Origin of the sequence: Microbacterium sp. UBA7513, from assembly GCF_002478345.1 — a bacterium.
Lineage (GTDB): Bacteria > Actinomycetota > Actinomycetes > Actinomycetales > Microbacteriaceae > Microbacterium.
The window spans coordinates 64,435-82,092 of record NZ_DLNJ01000004.1 but is presented as its reverse complement, the minus strand read 5'-3'; the positions used below and the strand labels follow the sequence as shown (position 1 = coordinate 82,092).

The 17,658-nt window shown below is 70.9% G+C and carries 13 protein-coding genes; 5 read left to right on the top strand and 8 right to left on the bottom strand.

Annotated elements, in window-relative coordinates; all coding sequences use genetic code 11:
- Positions 1 to 63: 63 nt before the first annotated feature.
- Genes B2W79_RS01925 through B2W79_RS01910 form a run of 4 tightly spaced genes read right to left on the bottom strand, consistent with a single transcriptional unit; the run spans position 64 to position 6,435 of the window.
- Positions 64 to 3,279, bottom strand: coding sequence for a GH92 family glycosyl hydrolase (locus B2W79_RS01925; RefSeq protein ID WP_292786416.1), 3,216 nt, complete (start codon positions 3,277 to 3,279; stop codon positions 64 to 66).
- Positions 3,276 to 4,208 carry a carbohydrate ABC transporter permease gene (locus tag B2W79_RS01920; protein ID WP_292786413.1) on the bottom strand — a complete coding sequence of 311 codons (933 nt, stop codon included), beginning with the start codon at positions 4,206 to 4,208 and terminating at the stop codon, positions 3,276 to 3,278. Before B2W79_RS01920 ends, B2W79_RS01925 begins: the two co-directional genes overlap by 4 nt.
- On the bottom strand, positions 4,205 to 5,092 hold the full coding sequence (locus tag B2W79_RS01915) for a carbohydrate ABC transporter permease (RefSeq protein ID WP_292786411.1): 888 nt from the start codon (positions 5,090 to 5,092) through the stop codon (positions 4,205 to 4,207). Before B2W79_RS01915 ends, B2W79_RS01920 begins: the two co-directional genes overlap by 4 nt.
- Positions 5,093 to 5,133: 41 nt before the next feature.
- Complete coding sequence (locus tag B2W79_RS01910) at positions 5,134 to 6,435, bottom strand: ABC transporter substrate-binding protein (protein ID WP_071329271.1); 1,302 nt, start codon at positions 6,433 to 6,435, stop codon at positions 5,134 to 5,136.
- A 178-nt stretch (positions 6,436 to 6,613) separates the two neighbouring features.
- Between B2W79_RS01910 and B2W79_RS01905 the strand changes: the two genes are divergently transcribed.
- Positions 6,614 to 7,918 carry a glycoside hydrolase 5 family protein gene (locus tag B2W79_RS01905; RefSeq protein WP_292786405.1) on the top strand — a complete coding sequence of 435 codons (1,305 nt, stop codon included), beginning with the start codon at positions 6,614 to 6,616 and terminating at the stop codon, positions 7,916 to 7,918.
- Between the two features lie 95 nt (positions 7,919 to 8,013).
- Here B2W79_RS01905 and B2W79_RS01900 read toward each other — a convergent pair whose 3' ends face one another.
- Positions 8,014 to 9,039 carry a LacI family DNA-binding transcriptional regulator gene (locus tag B2W79_RS01900; RefSeq protein ID WP_292786402.1) on the bottom strand — a complete coding sequence of 342 codons (1,026 nt, stop codon included), beginning with the start codon at positions 9,037 to 9,039 and terminating at the stop codon, positions 8,014 to 8,016.
- Positions 9,040 to 9,173: 134 nt separating this feature from the next.
- Here B2W79_RS01900 and B2W79_RS01895 point away from each other — a divergent pair, with 134 nt between their 5' ends.
- Positions 9,174 to 12,167, top strand: a complete 2,994-nt coding sequence (locus tag B2W79_RS01895; protein ID WP_292786399.1) for an alpha-mannosidase — start codon at positions 9,174 to 9,176, stop codon at positions 12,165 to 12,167.
- 100 nt (positions 12,168 to 12,267) lie between these two features.
- Here B2W79_RS01895 and B2W79_RS01890 read toward each other — a convergent pair whose 3' ends face one another.
- Positions 12,268 to 12,855: a hypothetical protein gene (locus B2W79_RS01890; protein WP_071329267.1), complete on the bottom strand. Its 588-nt coding sequence runs from the start codon at positions 12,853 to 12,855 to the stop codon at positions 12,268 to 12,270.
- 121 nt (positions 12,856 to 12,976) lie between these two features.
- Here B2W79_RS01890 and B2W79_RS01885 point away from each other — a divergent pair, with 121 nt between their 5' ends.
- Positions 12,977 to 14,206, top strand: coding sequence for a glycosyltransferase (locus B2W79_RS01885; protein WP_071329422.1), 1,230 nt, complete (start codon positions 12,977 to 12,979; stop codon positions 14,204 to 14,206).
- Positions 14,207 to 14,211: 5 nt separating this feature from the next.
- Positions 14,212 to 15,438, top strand: a complete 1,227-nt coding sequence (locus B2W79_RS01880; RefSeq protein WP_292786395.1) for a glycosyltransferase family 4 protein — start codon at positions 14,212 to 14,214, stop codon at positions 15,436 to 15,438.
- 4 nt (positions 15,439 to 15,442) lie between these two features.
- On the opposite strand, the gene B2W79_RS01875 is transcribed toward B2W79_RS01880, so the two are convergent.
- Together B2W79_RS01875 and B2W79_RS01870 are read right to left on the bottom strand one after the other, a co-directional pair.
- Complete coding sequence (locus B2W79_RS01875; protein WP_292786393.1) at positions 15,443 to 16,030, bottom strand: hypothetical protein; 588 nt, start codon at positions 16,028 to 16,030, stop codon at positions 15,443 to 15,445.
- 37 nt (positions 16,031 to 16,067) lie between these two features.
- On the bottom strand, positions 16,068 to 16,229 hold the full coding sequence (locus B2W79_RS01870) for a hypothetical protein (RefSeq protein WP_177173831.1): 162 nt from the start codon (positions 16,227 to 16,229) through the stop codon (positions 16,068 to 16,070).
- Between the two features lie 86 nt (positions 16,230 to 16,315).
- Here B2W79_RS01870 and B2W79_RS01865 point away from each other — a divergent pair, with 86 nt between their 5' ends.
- Positions 16,316 to 17,284, top strand: coding sequence for a GlxA family transcriptional regulator (locus B2W79_RS01865; RefSeq protein ID WP_071329264.1), 969 nt, complete (start codon positions 16,316 to 16,318; stop codon positions 17,282 to 17,284).
- Positions 17,285 to 17,658 lie beyond the last annotated feature (374 nt).

Here is a 17,658-nt window from a genome sequence, read left to right as displayed (position 1 = left end):
CAGCATCGTCGGAATCCGCGTGCGCCGCCAGCATCCGCCGCCGGTCGGGGGCATTGGTACCGGTCAGTCCAGATCGAAGAGCTCGATCTGACGGAGCGTGACCTCGGCCTCCGCGCGGATGCGGACGGCCGAGGTCACGACCCGCGTCTCCAGAGCGAACGGTGTCGTGCGATCGGGCGCCAGGTCTTCGAGGTGCGTCGTGGTGAGCGGGTGCCAGCATCCATCGGCCCCCTCCACCTCCCCGCGCAGCACACCGGCCGCGACGGGCTCGCGGCTCGTGACGGTGATGTCGGTGAGGCCGCGGGGCGAGGGGAATCGCCAGCCCACCCACGAGCCCTCCGGCAGCCGGACGCCCTCGTCACCCTGCGGGTCGCCGTCGTCGAACAGGCGCCGCGCCTCGCCGACATCCGCGGAGGCGACGGCCTCTCCCTCTCCGCCCGTGAGGTCGCGGCGCCATGGCGCAGCGTCGAGCGTGTCCTCTCCGCTCTCCAGCGCGCGCGCCGGGTCCGTGCCGAACACGAGCTCGAGCACCGCATCTCCCTGGAGTGCGTCGATCGGGAAGTCGGCGGTGGACAGTCGGCGTCCGTCCAGTCGTGCGTCCTCCAGCACGTGCGCGCCGGGGGAGCTCCGTCGCGAGCGGATGCGCAGCGACGAGCCGTCTCCGCGTGCGACCCGGATGTCGTCCGAGAGCGGCGACCCGATGCGCAGAGACCCCGCCGCGAGTTCCAGGGGATACAGGCCGAGCGCGGCCCAGAGCCACCAGCCGCTCATCTCCCCGTTGTCCTCGTCGCCCGGGAAGCCCTGGCCGATGTGGGCACCGGCGAAGAGACGGCGTGCGAGGCCGTGCACGAGGCCCGCGCTGTGCCACGGCCGGTCGCTGAAGGCGTACATGAAGGGGATGTGATGGGCCGGCTGATTCGACAGGGCGCACATGCCCGACCGCTGGGCGCGGGCTTCGCGCTGCTCGTGGATGACCGTGCCGTACGCGCCGCCGAAGCGCTCGTCGGCGGTCTCCGGCTCCGCGAAGAGGGCGTCGAGGTGCCGGCCGAGTCCGGTCCGCCCGCCGTGCAGCGCCGTGAGTCCCGGCCCGTCGTGCACCGTGCCGACCGACATGCCCCAGGCGTTCGTCTCGACGTTGTCCCCGCCCCAGACCCGAGGATCGAAAATCGGAGCGAACAAGCCGTCCGCCGCGCGACCGCGGAAGAATCTACACGCCGGGTCGAAGAGCACGCGCGCCGCGCGGGAGCGATTCGCGAAGTACCGCGCGAAGGCCCGATAGCGCGCGGCCTGGTCCGCCGCCGTCGCCGATGCCGCGAGTCGGGCGGCGAACCAGCCGAGGGCGGCGTCGCTCACGGCGTTCTCGATGCTCCAACTCATCCCCTCCGGGACGTCGGACGGGATGAAGCCGAGGAAGCGCCCGCGGCCGATGCCCTTGCGACCCCGTCGCGGATCGGGTCCCGGTTCGCACGCGTGACGCCACCCGCTCTCGAACGCCGTCTCCCGGTCGAAGGGCACGTCCCACCGTGCGGCGTCGGCGAAGATCTGGTCGCTCGAGGTGCCGACCATGCTGTCGACGTACCCGGGGGCGCTCCAGCGGGCCATCCAGCCGCCGCGGCGATACTGGGTGAGCTGCCCGTCCAGCAGGCGTCCGGCCAGCGCGGGGTCGAGGAGCGCGAGCGCGGGCCACTCCGTGCGGTACGTGTCCCAGTAGCCGTTGTTGACGACGAGCTCGCCCTCCGCGACCGGCGCCCCGGTGGTGGTCTCTCCGAAGGTGGTCCGGGGCGCGAACACGTCGGCGAACCGCCATTCCGGCGCGTCCGCGGTGCCCGCATTCTCCGCCGCCGTGTTCGGATACAGGTGCATCCGGTGGAGTGCGGCGGCGATCCGGGCGCGCTGCTCCTCGTCGGCCAGGCCGCGGAACGGACGCTCGGCCTCGGGGAGCGCGGGGATCGTCACGCGCCCGAGCAGGCGGTTCCACGCGGTGGCCGCGCGGGCGCGGAGCTCGTCGAAGGGGACGGCGGGAGGTGCCTCGAGGGCGAGGCTGTGCCGAGCCTGCGCGATGGAGAGGAACGAGACACCGACCCGCACCTCGACGGCGCCCACGGCGCGGACGAAGCCCGCGACCCTGGCACGCCCGTCGTCGTCGAGGGCGCCGTGCGCGGCGTCCGAGGCGCTCTGCACCGTGCCGGCGAAGTAGCAGCGCGGCGCGTTCCCCCAGTCCTCGGGCCCCTCGGGAATCCAGCCCTCGAAGCCGGCGTCGGTGAAGGTGAGTCGGCCATCGTCCGTGAGCTGGTCGATCACGAACCCCACGGCGGCGCGCGGGTCCTCGCACCGCACGCGGAACGCGGCGGCATGCGAGGTCGCGGTCATCTCGACCTGCAGCCCGTCGCCGAGGTCCGCGGTGTACTCGTGCGGGCGGGCGCGCTCGCTCTCGGGGACGATCCAGCGGCGCCGGGCTTCCCTGTCCGACCTCGGCGTCCCCCGGAACGGCATGAGCTGGAGCACCGAGCGATCACCGATCCACGGGCTGGGCTGGTGCGAGAACTGCAGGGCTTCGAGACGCCGCCCCGGCGGATCGTCGTGCAGGAACGGGCGATAGGGCCAGCGCGGGTCCGCCGCGTCGGTCGCGGGCGTGACGAAGGTGAAGCCGTGCGGCACGGCGACCGCGGGGATCGTGTTCCCGCGGGAGAAGCGGGGGCCGGAGTGGGAGCCGCGCCGCGTGTCGACCCGCTCGACGGGCGGGAGATCGCCGGGGGCAGGGCGCTCCTCGACGCGGACCTGGACGAAGCCGCTGACCTCGGCGGGCGCCTCCGGCGTGGTCGCCAGCTCGGCCGTGCCGAAGACGAGCTCGACCGTGCCCGTGCCGGTGCCCCTCCCGACGGCGAGGGGTGCGAGGGCGACGCTGTCGGCGTTCCACTGCTCGGGCATGCTCCACCGGGCGGCGAACTGCCCCTCGGCCGTGGGCGGGAAGTCGTAGCGGTCACGGACGGCGGCGATGTCGCTCAGCCGGCTGCCGTCGGGGGTCCGCACGTCGACGGCGACGGCGAGCGCGGCCCACGGGGCGAGGGTCGCGGCGGGGCCGTCGGCGTAGAACGCCCAGTGCAGCACGGTGTCCGGGGTGAAGGCGATGCCGTCGAGGCCGGGGACATCGATCCGCTGCGCGCCGTGGGAGGGATCGAACGAGTACGCGAACACGACTCCGGGGAGCACCCCGGCGTGCGGGCGCGACGACGGAGGATCCGCGGGCCCCGAGGCCGGGCGGAGCAGCGGCGCGTTCACCCCTTCAGTGCACCCTCCTGCACGCCCTTGAAGAAGAAGCGCTGCGTGAACGAGAACATGATGACGATGGGCACGAGCGCGATCATGGTGCCGGCGGCGATGAGTCGCGGATCGACCGAGAAGCTGCTGTTGAGGTACGCCATGCCGACGGTCAGGGTGTACTTGGCCGGGTCGGAGAGCACGATGAGCGGCCAGAGGTAGTCGTCCCACGCGCCGATGAAGGCGAAGATCGCCACGACCGACACCATGCCGCGGATGTTCGGCCACACGATGTGCCGGATGCGCTGCCACGTGGTCGCGCCGTCGACGGTGGCCGCGTCGAGCACGTCCTTCGGGATCATCCGGCACGCGGTGGCGACGAGCAGCACATTCATGGCGCTGATCGCTCCGGGCAGGAAAACGCCCCACAGGGTGTCGGCGAGCCCGAGGGCGCGGATGGTGAGGAAGTTGCTCGTCACGGTGACCTCGCCGGGGAACAGCAGGGTGGACAGCAGGATGCCCATGACGATCCACTTCCCGCGGAAGCGCATGCAGCCCAGGGCGTAGCCGGCGAACGTGGCCAGGATCACGTTGCTGAGCACGGTGCCGAGCGAGACGAGCAGCGAGTGCCAGGCGTAGAGGTAGACGGGGACGATGTCGGCGACCCTCGTGTAGTTCTGCAGCGTCGGATCGCGGGGGATGAGCTCGGGCGGGAAGGAGTAGATGTTCTCCTGCGGGCCCTTGAACGAGGTGGAGAGCTGCCAGACGAAGGGGCCGATCACCAGGAAGAGGACGAACAGCAGCAGCGCGTACCGGCCGATGAGTCCGCCGAGTGTGGGCTTGCTGAAGTCGCCGGAGCCGCGGCGCCGGAAGATGCGTTCGCGGGACGGGCGCGCGGAGTCCCGGGCCGGCGGAGTGCTCTCCACCGGGGGCGTCGTCAGAGTCGTCATGCAGAGACCTTCGCCTTCTTCTCGCGGTTCATGAACGCGATCGCCGCGAGCGGCACGAGCGTGAGGAGGAACAGCGCCACGCTGATCGCGGATGCGTAGCCGATGTTGCCGTTCAGGCCCGACCCCACCTGGCGGATGAGCATCACGAGGGACATGTCGTAGCCGCCGGGGCCGCCCGTGCTCTTGGAGAGCACGTCGAGCTCGGCGAACACCCGCATGGCGGACACCGCGATGAGGACGGCGATGAGGAGCATCGCCCCGCGCACCGACGGGATTGTGACGGAGAGGAAGCGGCGGAACGAGCTCGCCCCGTCGAGCATCGCGGCCTCGTGCAGCTCCTTGCCCACGTTCCCCAGAGCGGCGAGGTACACCACCATGTAGTACCCGAGTCCCTTCCACACCGTGAGCAGGATCGCGCAGCCGAGCAGCAGCCAGCGGTCGACGAGGAAGGCCATGGGCTGATCGATGAGGCCGAGGAACTCCAGGGTCTGGTTGATGATGCCCCGGCTGTCGAACAGCCACGTCCAGATGAGGGCGACCACGACGACCGAGGCGATGACAGGGAAGTAGAACGTGGTGCGGAAGAACGAGATGCCGGGGAGCTTCTTCTGCACGAGGAGGGCGAGGAGCAGCGGGAGGATCGTGAGCAGCGGCACGCACACGACCACGTAGATGAGGCAGGTGGTCAGCGCGTTCCAGAACATCTCGTCGCCGAACATGCGCTCGTAGTTCGCGCTGCCGACGAACTCCGGGGTCCGTAGGGGGCGGGCGTCCGTGAAGCTGAGGACGACGGTGTTCAGGAACGGCCAGAGCGCGAACACCAGCACCCAGATCACGGCGGGGGCGAGGAGCAGCCACGGGGTGAACCACTTGTGGGATCTCATCGTCGACCTCCGCTGCCGGGTGCCGGTGTCCGCGCGCATGCTCACTGGTCCACGCGGTTCGCGTTGGCGTACTCGACGATCTTGTCGAGCTGCGTCTTGGCGTCGGCCTCGCCGTTCACGGCCAGGGCGATCTGCTGGGTCATGTAGGTGGCCATGTCCGAGGTCCACTGGAACGGCAGCGCCTTGGCGTCCTTCATCGCGCCGAACACGGTGTCGATCGCGGCGAGCTGCTTCTCGTCCGTGACCGAGGAGGCGATGTTCTCGACGACCTGGTCGCCGCCGTCGGCCGTACCGGGGGCGGTGCCGACCGCGAGCGAGGAGAACGCGATCTGGTTCTCCTCGTTCGTCGCGAACTCGGCGAACGCGAGGGCCGCTTCCTTGTTGTCGGAGTCGGCGGAGACGTTGAGGCCCTGGACATAGAGCGGGGCGACACCCAGGCGCGGGGTGGCGACGGTGTTCTCCAGCAGTGCCGGGGCGTCCTTCTGCAGATCGGTCGTGAAGCCGGTGCCGCCGGTCGTGAAGGCGACCTTCTCCTGGATGTACGCCTCCGCGTTCCCGCCGTAGTCGCCGGTCAGTGCCTCGGCGGGCATCGCGCCCGCCGCGAAGGCGTCGGCGTACTGCTCGATGATCGCGGCGGCCTCATCGGTGTTGAAGTCGAACTCGCCCTCGTCGTTGATGACCTCCATGCCGGCGGCGGTGAAGGTGTCCAGCGCCGGGATCGAGGAGAGGAGCTGGACCTTGCCGCCGGACTCCGTGGCGACGTCCTTCGCGAGGGTGAGCAGCTCGTCGACCGTGGTCGGGAGGTTCTCCTCGGTGACGCCGTACGGGGCGAGCTGGGCGAGGTTCCACCAGGACGCGTCGCTGGAGAGATACCAGGGCAGGCCATAGGTGCCCTCGACGCCGGGGTACTGGCTGTAGGCGTCCCAGGCGCCCGCGTTGTAGGCCGTCTTCAGGTCGGGGTCGGCGGTGTCGAGGTCGACGAGCTTCCCGGCGGCGACCAGCGGATAGGCGATGTCGGGCGGCAGGTTGAGCACGTCCGGAAGGGTGTCGGCGTTCGCCTGGCTCAGGATCTTCTCCTGGTACCCGTCGCCGGGCTGGTCGAGCCACTCGACGGTGACATCCGGGTGCTCCTCCTCGAAGGCCGCGATGAGGTCTTCGAAGTAGGGGGTGAACTTCTCGTTCTTCAGCGACCAGGTCTGGAACTGGATGGTTCCGCTGAGCTCGCCGGAGGTGTCGATGGGGCCGGCGCCGTCGGACGCGGCACCGCCTCCGGTGCAGCTCACGAGCGCCAGGGCGCCGATCGTGAAGGTTGCCAGAGCGACAATGCGTGCGGGAACTTTCATCGTGCTTCTTCCTCGAGGCGGGCGATTCGGCGTGGTCCGACGAAGGGACTACAGCGCTTTAGCAGATGAAACCATCGGATTCCGTCGGTGTCAAGGTGTGCCCTGTCGACGGCGATGCTCAAGCGTTATAGTGGTGCGACATGTCCTCGCGGGAGGGCACGGTCCGAAAGGTGCACACATGACGCAGCGCGGCGCTCTCGACGCCCCTCTCCGCTTCGGGGCGAACTACACGCCGTCGAAGGACTGGATGCACTCCTGGCTCGACTTCACCCCGGACGACGTGCGTCGCGACTTCGCGGCCCTGGCCGCGCTCGGCCTCGACCACGTGCGCGTGTTCCCGCTCTGGACCGTCCTGCAGCCGAACCGCACCCTCATCCGCTCGAAGGCGATCGATGACGTGCGCACCATGGTCGATATCGCCGCCGAGTTCGGGATGGACGCGAGCGTCGATGTGATCCAGGGGCACCTGTCGAGCTTCGACTTCGTGCCCTCCTGGCTGTACACCTGGCACGACCGGAACATGTTCACCGATCCGACGGCGCTCGACGGTCAGGCGCAGCTCGTGGAGCGGCTCGCCGGCGCCCTGCGGGACGCGCCGAACTTCCTCGGGCTCACCCTCGGCAACGAGACGAACCAGTTCTCCGCGCACACCCACCCCTCGCCGTGGCCGGTCACGACCGACGAGGCGGGCGGCTGGATCGAGGCCCTGCTCGCGGCGGCGGAACGAGGCGCCCCAGGGCTGCCGCACGTGCACAGCGAGTACGACGCGGTCTGGTACATGGACGATCACGGATTCACGCCGGCGCACGCCTCACGGCTCGGCGCGATGACGACCATCCACTCCTGGATCTTCAACGGCACCGCCCAGCGCTACGGAGGTCGCTCGATTGCGGCCGACCGTCATGCGGAGTACCTCATCGAGCTCTCCCGCGCCTTCGCGACGGATCCCGCCCGGCCCATCTGGCTGCAGGAGGTGGGTGCCCCCTCGAACTGCCTCGACGAGGCCGAGATGCCCGGCTTCCTCGAGGCCACCGTGCGCTCCGCCCTCCGCACCGAGAATCTCTGGGGCGTGACCTGGTGGTGTTCGCACGACGTGAGCCGGGAGCTCGCCGACTTCCCGGAGCTGGAGTACTCCCTCGGGCTGATCGACCAGGAGGGGGCGGCGAAGCCCCTCGGCCGCCGGTTCGCGGAGCTCATCCCCGAGCTGCGCACCCGCACCGCGGCTCCGGCTCGTCCGACGGCGATCGTCGTGGACGTCGACGAGCAGGAGGTGCCGGTGAGTCGAGCCGCCCTGAGCCCTGGCGGCGCCGTCTTCCAGGCCTGGGTCGACGCGTGCACCGCGGGCGACGACCCCGCTCTGGTGACCTCCCGCACCGCACAGGACCCCGCGGCGCTGGAGGCACGCGGCATCCGCCGTCTCATCCAGCCCGTCCCGTCCGCGTCCGACGTGACGCGCTACGCCTCCGTCAACACCGTCGTCTGAGTCTCTCCCCGTCTGAGTCGCCGAGACCCCGGGTTGTCGTCGAAACCCCGGGTACGTGCGTCGAGAGCCCGGGGTGTGAACGGGGAGGCGGGGGCTCAGCGGGGCGGAGGTGCCGTGCTCTCGCGAGCGGTGAGCACCGGGGTCGGGCCCTGGACGCTCGGCAGCGTGGTGCCGGCCTCGATCTGCTGCAGCAGGAGCGTGGCCGCCTGCTCGCCGAGCTCGAACGTGTCGCGGGTCATCGCGGTGATGGACGGATTGATGAGTCCTGCGATGACGGAGTCGTCGAACGACGCGAGGGAGACGTCGCGGGGAACCGCCCGGCCCATCTCCTGCGCCACGCGGAGGCCGGCGACGGCCATCACGTCGTTGTCGTAGACGATCGCGGTCGGGCGCAGCCGGCCGGAGAGCAGCGCGCGCGTCACGGCGGAGGCGCGGGCGGGAGAGAAGTCGGTCGTGATGACCTCGCCGGCGACCCCGTCCGCAGCCATCCGCTCCAGCACCTCGGCGCGCAGGCGGGTGTGCTCCAGCTCCGCCGGACCGGCGACGTAGGCGATGCGCGTGTGACCGAGGGCGGCGAGGTAGGAGAACAGGGTCTCCGCGACGGTGTCGTCGCCGATCCACACGCTGGGCACCGCGCCGTCCGGGGAGGGCTTCGAGCCGATCATCACGGCGCGCGCATCCAGGGCGGTGATGCGCGCGCCGCGGGGGTCGTCGTCGCGCGGGTCGATGAGGATGATGCCGTCGACCTGGTTGGACGAGCGCCACTGCCGGTGCACCTCCATCTCCTCGTCGATGTCGGCGACGAGGCGGAGCTGCAGCCCGACCTTGCTCTCGGAGAGCCGGGACTCGATGCCGGCGATGAGGTCGGTGAAGAAGGCCTCGGAGCCGAGGGAGCGCGCCGGGCGGGCGAGGGCGAATCCGACCGCGTTGGCCCGGGCGCCGACGAGGGCGCGCGCGGCGGAACTCGGCTGCCAGTGGTGCTCCTCGATGATCGAGAGGATGCGCTGCCGCGTCTCCTCGCTCACGCCGGGGCGGCCGTTCAGGGCGAACGAGACGGCGCCGGGGGAGACGCCGGCCAGGCGCGCGATATCCGCGATCGTCACGCGTTTCCCCGGGGCCATAGGCATCACCCTACTTGATCGGTTTAGCCTCTCGAAAGCAGGGGAGAACGTGCCGTAGACTCCCGTGCTAGATCGTTTTAGTAACAACACGCATCGAAGCCCATTCCTCACCGTCGAGCCCGGAGAACCCCACCATGCATGACGACACCTCGCTCACCGTCGGCCGCGTCAAGCGGGTCCTCGAAGAGCGCATCCGCCCGGCGATCCACTCGGCCGCGGTCCCCCTTACGGTCGAGGCGCATCAGCTCCCGGGAGAGCCCATCGCCCCGGCGGAGGGGCTGGCGCTCTCGTTCGCCCCGGCCGCGGTCGGCGAGCTGTGGGGCCCGGCTTGGGGGACGACGTGGTTCAAGCTCACCGGTCGGGTGCCCGCGGAATGGGCCGGCCGCCGGGTGGAGGCGCTGATCGACCTGGGCTTCGACGTGAACATGACGGGCTTCCAGTGCGAGGCTCTCGCCTACCGCCCCGACGGCACGCCGATCAAGAGCATCAACCCGCGCAACCAGTGGGTGCCGATCGTGGAGACGGCGGAGGGCGATGAGCCCGTCGAGCTCTACCTGGAGGGCGCCTCCAACCCCGTCCTCCTCGATTACCACCCCTTCCTGCCGACGCAGGAGGGCGACATCCTCACCTCCTCGAAGGAGCCGCTGTACCGGCTGCGGCGCCTCGACCTCGCGGTGTTCGAGCCGGAGGTGTTCGACCTCTCCCTCGACCTCGAGGTGCTGTTCGAGCTGCAGGCGGAGCTCCCCGCGACGTCGCCGCGCCGCATGCGCATCCTGCAGGCGATGGACGACGCGCTCGACGTACTCGACCTGCAGCGCATCGTGGAGACCGCGGGTGACGCGCGGGCGCGGCTCGCCGACGTCCTCGCCGCACCGGCCGAGGCGAGTGCGCACCGCATCTCCGCGGTGGGGCACGCCCACATCGACTCCGCCTGGCTGTGGCCGGTGCGCGAGACGATCCGCAAGGTCGCCCGCACCACCTCGTCCATGACCACGCTCATCGACGAGCAGCCCGAGTTCCAGTACGGCATGTCCAGCGCGCAGCAGTATGCCTGGGTCAAGGAGCACCGCCCCGAAGTGTGGGAGCGGGTCAAGGCCGCCGTCGCTGCCGGACGCTTCCTGCCCCTGGGTGGCATGTGGGTGGAGTCCGACACCGTGATGCCGACGGGGGAGTCGCTCGTGCGGCAGTTCTCGCACGGGCAGCGGTTCTTCGAGCGGGAGTTCGGTATCCGGTCGAAGGGCGTGTGGCTGCCGGACAGCTTCGGCTACTCGCCGGCCCTGCCGCAGCTCATGCGCCGTGCCGGGTTCGAGTGGTTCTTCACGCAGAAGATCTCCTGGAACCAGCAGAACGTCTTTCCGCACCACTCCTTCCTCTGGGAGGGCATCGACGGCTCGCAGGTGTTCACGCACTTCCCGTCGATGGACACCTACAACTCGCAGCTGAGCGGCATGGAGGTCGCGAAGGCCTCTCGACAGTTCAAGGAGAACCGTCTCAGCTCGCGGTCGATCGCCCCGGTCGGCTGGGGTGACGGCGGCGGCGGCACGACGCGCGAGATGACGGGCAAGGCCGAGCGGCTGCGCGACCTCGAGGGCAGCGCGCAGGTGGTGTGGGAGCACCCGGACGTGTTCTTCGACGCCGCCAAGGCTGAGCTGCCGAACCCCGCCGTGTGGGTCGGCGAGCTCTACCTCGAACTGCACCGCGGCACGCTCACCAGCCAGCACGCCACCAAGGCGCTGCACCGCTGGGCGGAGCACGCGCTGGTGGAGGCCGAGCTGTGGGCCGCGACCGATGCCGTGCGCACCGGCGCCGCGTACCCGCAGGCGGAGCTCGACCGGCTCTGGCAGGCCGTGCTGCTGCACGAGTTCCATGACATCCTGCCCGGCACCTCGATCGCGTGGGTGCACCGCGAGGCCGTCGCCGTGCTGTCCGATGTGCTGTCGGATGCGCGCGACATCGCCGACGCGGCACGTCGCTCTCTGGCAGGCGAGGGGGACCGCGAGCTGCGGTTCGAGCCGACCTCGGTGGGTCGGGGGCGCGCACTCGGCGCCTCGTTCGTGGGGGAGTCGACGGTCGCACCCGTGACGCTCGTCGAGGAGGCCGATGGCTGGCGGATCGAGAACGAGCTCGTGTCGGTGCTCGTCTCGGGCGAGGGCCTGATCGTCTCCGCCGTCGACAAGCCCACGGGGCGGGAGACGGTCGCGCCCGGCAGGGCCGCGAACCTGTTCCAGCTGCACCAGGACTTCCCGAACATGTGGGACGCGTGGGACATCGACCGCTACTACCGCAACAGCGTCGACGACCTCACGGCGGTGTCGTCCATCGAGGCATCACTCGTGAACGGTGTCGCGCAGATCGTCGTCGTGCGTCCGTTCTCGGAGTCGACCATCACGCAGACGATCCTCCTCGCTCCCGACTCGCGCACGGTGCTGCTGCGCAACGAGGTCGACTGGCACGAGACCGAGAAGCTGCTCAAGCTCGCGTTCCCGCTCGACATCCAGGCGTCGCATACCGAAGCCGAGACGCAGTTCGGCTACCAGGCGCGCGTCACCCACACGAACACGAGCTGGGAGGCGGCGAAGTTCGAGACCTCGATGCACCGCTTCGTGCTGGTGCGCGAGCAGGACTTCGGTGCGGCCCTCGTGAACGACTCGATCTACGGGTACGACACGACGCGCGAGGTCGGCGAGGACGGGGTCACCACGACCGTGCGGCTCTCCCTTCTGCGGGCGCCGCGCTTCCCCGACCCGGACACGGACCACGGGCTCCATGAGATCGAGGTCGGCTTCGTGATCGGTGCCGACGCCGCGATCGCGACCGCCGAGGGCATCCGCCTCAACAGCACGCCCACGGTGATCCGTGGGGCGCGCGAGGTCGAGCCGCTGGTGGAGGTGTCGGGCGAGGGGATCGTCGTCTCCGCCGTGAAGCTCGCCGACGACGGCTCCAGTGATGTCATCGTTCGTGTGTATGAGGCGCTCGGGCGTCGGGCGGTCGGCGAGCTCTCCGTCGGCTTCGAGCACCGCGAGGTGCGCGAGGTGAGCCTGATCGAGGACGAGATCGAGGCGCCCCGCCTCGGCGGCGGGCTCCACCTCCGCCCCTTCGAGGTGCGCACCCTCCGCATCGCACGCTGAGCCCCCGGCCTCCCCGCGCCGGGCTCTCCGTGCCGGATCAGAAACGCGCTTCCCCGCCCTTCGGGAGGCGCGTTTCTCATCCCGCCGGGCGGGATCGCTCTCAGGCGGGCGGGAGGCGGAGGACGTCGGGCGACTCGCCGCTGGTCAGGTCGTCGGCGATGCGGAGGCTGCGGGCCAGTTCGTCGAGCGCGCCGATGAGCGTGCCGAAGCGTTCGCGGTCGCTGCAGACGGCCGTCAGGGTCACCAGGTGCGTACCGGTGTCCCACGTGTAGGTCGCGAAGGGCGGTGCCGAAGGCGAGGGCGGGGTCGGGACCACGAGCTTCTCGCCGACGCCGAGCCGGGTGGGGAAGGAGGTCGTGTCGTCGTACTCCATCGGCATCGACGCGCGGGCGATCCGGATGTCAGGAGTGAGCGCCTGCACGGTCGCCATCGCCACGACGAGGTCCGGCTCCGCCTTCCACGTCCACGCGAGGACCCGGCCGTCGGCCTTCTTCATGAGCATCGGCGCGGCCTGGCTCATCGCCCAGGCTCCGAACCGCGAACCGGGGCGCTCCGTCGCGCCGACCGCGGCGTTCACCTGGCCGAGCAGCATCCGGATCGCGGCCTTGCGATGCCGGCGTCCCCTCCACCCGAGCGAGTCCGTCACGGGGATCCACAGCTGGGGGTCGGCGTCGGCGTGCAGTCGCATGGCTTCACGGTATCGGCCGAGGCTGAAGGATGCCGGTATGGCTCGGCGTCGGGGACAGGGCCCTCGGGTAGAGTTGCCACCGCCCGACCAGGGCTTCTCCTTGGCCGCCACCCCGTTAGGCATCTCTGTGACCTCCTCCGACGATCCGATCGATGCGTCGCGCGACGCCACCGCCGTACAGCCCCGTCCGCTGAAGATCCTCCTTGGCTGCGACACGTTCGCCCCCGACATCAACGGCGCCGCCCGCTTCGCCGAGCGTCTCGCCGCCGGACTCGTGCAGCGCGGACACGAGGTGCACGTGGTCGCCCCCAACCAGGCCTACCGTCGCACCGCGCCCCGCACCGAGGTCATCGAGGGGGAGCCGATGACGCTCCACCGTCTGCCCTCCGTGCGGTGGGCCCCGCACGACTGGCTGCGCTTCGTGTGGCCGTGGCGCTCCAAGCACTACGCCCGGAAGGTGCTCGACGCCGTGCAGCCCGACGTCGTGCACATCCAGTCCCACATCGTCATCGGACGCGGACTCGCGCGCATCGCGAAGCAGCGCGGCATCCCGGTCATCGCGACGAACCACGTCATGGCCGAGAACATCCTCGATCACACGACCATGCCGAAGTTCGTCGACGACCTGGTGCTCAAGCTCGCCTGGGCCGACGCGAAGCGCACCTTCGACCTGACGCGGGCGATCACCACGCCCACGCGTCGGGCCGCCGACTTCCTGGAGAAGACGGTCGAGGTGCGCGGCGTCATCCCGGTGAGCTGCGGCATCGACCGCTCCCAGTACACCCCGGTCATCGCCCCGCGCGAGGAGAACCGGCTCGTGTTCGTGGGCCGGCTGACGGCGGAGAAGCAGGTCGAAGTCATCCTCAAGGCGATGACGAAGCTCGACCCGGCGCTGAACACGACGTTCGACATCGTCGGTGGCGGAGACCAGCGCAAGCAGCTCGAGCACCTGACGGCACAGCTCGGGCTGTCGGACCGGGTCACCTTCCACGGCCGGACCACCGACGAGGAGCTGCGGGCGCTCCTGTCGCGTGCGAGCCTCTTCGTCATCGCGTCGATCGCCGAGCTGCAGTCCATCGCGACGATGGAGGCCATGGCATCGGCGCTGCCGATCGTCGCCGCGGACGCCGTCGCCCTGCCGCACCTCGTGCACGACGGCGAGAACGGCCACCTGTTCACGCCGGGAGACGTCGACGACCTCGCCGCGAAGCTCACGGCCGTCCTGACCGCCTCCCCCGGCGAGTACGAGCGGATGCAGAAGGCGTCCCTCGACGGCGTGGCCATCCACGATATCAACCGCACGCTCGACACCTTCGAGGCGCTGTACCGCGACGAGCCGCTGCCCGAGTGACGCGGATGCACGTCGTCTTCTTCGCCGATCAGCACCTCGACTCCCTCGGCGGGGCGCAGGTGTCGATGCGGCTGCAGCGGACGTTCCTGGAGCGTGCAGGGCACACCGTGACGGTCGTCGCGCCCCGCATGCACGCGCGGCCGGATGCTGCTGCACCGTCGGAGGGGAACGTCGACCTCCCGTCGCTGCCGATCACCCTCGACCGGGAGTACGCGATGACCTGGCCGGGGCGGGCGACCGATCGGACTCTCGACCGCGCCATGGCGCATCGCCCGCCCGTCGACCTCGTGCACGTGCAGGCCGACTTCTGGGGCGCCTTCATCGGGCACCGTTTCGCCACCCGCCACGGGATCCCGGTCGTGCACACGATGCACAACCGCGTCGATGTCGGGCTCGCCGCGGTGACCCCGCTGCACCGCCCCGTGCTCGCCGTGCTCAACCTGTGGCGCCGCGCCGCCCTCCGCGGCATCGGTGTGCCGGTCGGTGGCAGCGACGGGTGGTCGTACCTCCGCGGACTCGCGGCGGGCGCCGCCGCCGTCACGGCCCCGTCCGGGCACTTCGCGCGACGCCTGGAGCAGAACGGCGTTGCCCGCGTCGTCGACGTCGTGTGGAACGGCATCGACGATGACGTCCGTGCGCAGACCCTCGCGGCGGCCCCCATCGAACGGGCACCGGGGCGCCCGCGCTTCGTCTGGCTCGGGCGGATGAGTCCGGAGAAGCGCCTGCTCCCGTTCCTCCAGGCCTGGGTGGACGCGGGCATCGATGCAGAGCTCGAGGTGATCGGCGGCGGTGGGCAGCGCGCCGCGGCCGAACGCATCGTCGCGGGGCGTGCGGACGTGCGGTTCGCCGGTCGGCTCTCCTATGCGCAGACGCTGGAGCGGATCGCCGCCGCCGATGCGCTCGTGCAGACGTCCATCGGGTTCGAGACCCAGGGCATGACGCCGTTCGAGGCGGCCACCCTCGGCACGCCCTCCGTCGTGTGCGACCCCGACATCGCCGCGGAACTCCAGGGCGGGCTCTGGGCGGTGCCGACGACGGACCCGGCCGCCCGCGGGCGAACCGTCGAGGCGCAACGGATCGACGCCCTCGCCGCGACGCTGCGGCAGGCGGCCGCGGACATCGCGGGCGGGACCGCGCCCCAGCCGGTGCCCGCCGTGGCGGACGCCTTCCGGCAGTCGTCGCGGACGGCCGCCATGATCGAGGTCTACGAGCGGGTGCTCCCGCGATCCTGAGCGGTCAGAGGAACCCGTAGAAGGTCGACGAGAGCCAGCTCAGCACGATCGTCAGCAGGCCGGCGCCGGAGATGCCGACGGCGATCCCGGCGAGCAGCCGCGGCCCCGGTCGGCGTGCCGCGATGAGGCCGAGCACGAGCGCCGCCCCGTAGCCGAGGAACGTGAGGATGCCCGATGCCCCTTCGATCAGGCCGATGATGCTGTAGGTCCGGTCCGACATGTAGACGAACGGCCGCGCGAGGATCAGGAACACGTCGATCGCGAGGGTCACCAGTGCGACGATGAGCGCGGCGCGCCCGAGGCCGGTGGCGGACGCGCGTGGGGCCGGGGTGCCGTAGGGCGGGATGCCGGCGGATCCGGGCACGAATCCGGGTGCGGTCGGTGACGGCTGCGGGGCCGCCGTGGGGAAGGTCTGCGGGGGCGCGGTCGGGAACATGTGGCCGCCGCCGGGAGCGGGGGCGTACGGTGCCCCCGGGGCGGGGGCCTGGGCGCCGGGGTACTGCGGCTCCGCCGGGAGCGACGGAAGGGTCGGGGCGGCCGGGTCGCCGGCGCCGTCGCGCGAGGGGTGTCCGGGCTGCTGCGGGTCGCTCATGACCCGAGCGTAGCCCTCCTCCCGGACAGTCGGGAGGTCAGCGGTAGAGGTGGCCGGGGTCGGCCTGCGACAGGGCGTCCTGTCCGGCGACGCGGCTCCAGTCGGTGGGGGCGCGACGATAGCCGTCCCGCCGCAGTTCGACGAACGTGGCGACGAGCGCCCAGATGGCGAGGGCGAGGAGGAGGATGAGGAGTAGCATGGCAGAAAAGCTACGCTCGATGCGATGCTGCCACGAGTGGCGGTTCGGGCACCGTGCGTAGGAAAACTGCCATCCCGGGAGCTGTGATGAAGACCGTCGCGTGCGTGGTGCAGGACGGCTTCGCGCCGTTCGAGTTCGGGGTCGCCTGCGAGGCGTTCGGCCTCGACCGGTCGGCCGACGGCGTGCCGAACTTCGACTTCCGCATCGTCGCGCCGCGGCCCGGGGTCGTGCGCTCCAAGATCGGCTTCTCCATCAACGTGGAGCATGATCTGTCGTTCGCCGCGGACGCCGATCTCGTCGTGTTCTGCCCGGTGCCGCGCGAGGTCTGGGGCGACATCGATCCGCTCCTCGTCGAGGTCGCGCGTGCGGCCGTCGAGCGCGGCGCCTGGGTCATGAGCGTGTGCAGCGGGTCGTTCATCCTCGCCGCGGCCGGAGTGCTGGACGGGCGGCGGGCGACGACGCACTGGATGTACGCGCACACGATGGCCGACATGTACCCCGCCGTCGACATCGATCCGGACGTGCTCTTCGTCCAGGACGGCCGCATCATCACGAGTGCGGGCACCGCCGCCGGCATCGACGCCTGCCTGCACCTGCTGCGACAGGAGCTCGGGGCGGAGATCACCAACCGGATCGCGCGTCGGATGGTCGTGCCGCCGCAGCGGGACGGGGGTCAGGCGCAGTTCATCGATCGCCCCATCCCGGTCGCGCCCACGGATTCGCTCGCCGTGGTGGCCGACTGGGCGGTGGAGAACCTCCGCGAAGACCTGACGGTCGACCAGCTCGCGGCGCGGGCGCTCATGTCGCCGCGGACCTTCGCGCGCCGCTTCAAGGCCGAGTACGGGGCGACCCCCGCCGCGTGGCTCGGTCGGCAGCGGATCATCAGGGCCCAGCGTCTCCTCGAGCGCACCGATCTTCCGCTCGAACACATCGCGACGGACTGCGGCTTCGGTTCCGCGGCCGTCCTCCGGCAGAACTTCGCCCGCGTGCTGGGTGTGACCCCCACCGCCTACCGCGCCCGCTTCTCCTGCGCCGACGCCCTCCCCGCCGCCTGACCCCCTCCCTCCTTCAGCCGTGCGGGATCATTTTCGTGCCCCGTTCCCACGCATCCGGGCCCCTTTCCGTCCCGCCACGATTCCGCCACCGTCCCCCGCTGTCATGCGGGATCGAAAACGCGCGCGAGCGCGCCGCGTCCGGAGCGTTTACCGTCCCACATCGGCCCGAACGGTCCCGCCGCAGGCCGCGGCATTCTGGTCCCAGCCGCGCCGCGCGGGGATCGCACCGCACGTCCGCAGGGTGCTCGTCGAACCGAGGGCGTGGGCGCCCGCATCGGTGCGGGATCAGAAAGGCCCCGCGGGATGGGCGGCCGGGTGCGTTTTCGATCCTGCGCGGGATGCGGCGGGGCGGGCGGGATCAGAAAGGGACCGCA

Bases quoted from the DNA above. Each gene is read 5' to 3' on its own strand.
- B2W79_RS01865 (WP_071329264.1), top strand. From the start codon at position 16,316: ATGAAGACCGTCGCGTGCGTGGTGCAGGACGGCTTCGCGCCGTTCGAG.
- B2W79_RS01915 (WP_292786411.1), bottom strand. From the start codon at position 5,092: ATGAGATCCCACAAGTGGTTCACCCCGTGGCTGCTCCTCGCCCCCGCC.
- B2W79_RS01875 (WP_292786393.1), bottom strand. From the start codon at position 16,030: ATGAGCGACCCGCAGCAGCCCGGACACCCCTCGCGCGACGGCGCCGGC.
- B2W79_RS01920 (WP_292786413.1), bottom strand. From the start codon at position 4,208: ATGACGACTCTGACGACGCCCCCGGTGGAGAGCACTCCGCCGGCCCGG.
- B2W79_RS01905 (WP_292786405.1), top strand. From the start codon at position 6,614: ATGACGCAGCGCGGCGCTCTCGACGCCCCTCTCCGCTTCGGGGCGAAC.
- B2W79_RS01895 (WP_292786399.1), top strand. From the start codon at position 9,174: ATGCATGACGACACCTCGCTCACCGTCGGCCGCGTCAAGCGGGTCCTC.
- B2W79_RS01880 (WP_292786395.1), top strand. From the start codon at position 14,212: ATGCACGTCGTCTTCTTCGCCGATCAGCACCTCGACTCCCTCGGCGGG.
- B2W79_RS01890 (WP_071329267.1), bottom strand. From the start codon at position 12,855: ATGCGACTGCACGCCGACGCCGACCCCCAGCTGTGGATCCCCGTGACG.
- B2W79_RS01900 (WP_292786402.1), bottom strand. From the start codon at position 9,039: ATGGCCCCGGGGAAACGCGTGACGATCGCGGATATCGCGCGCCTGGCC.
- B2W79_RS01910 (WP_071329271.1), bottom strand. From the start codon at position 6,435: ATGAAAGTTCCCGCACGCATTGTCGCTCTGGCAACCTTCACGATCGGC.
- B2W79_RS01870 (WP_177173831.1), bottom strand. From the start codon at position 16,229: ATGCTACTCCTCATCCTCCTCCTCGCCCTCGCCATCTGGGCGCTCGTC.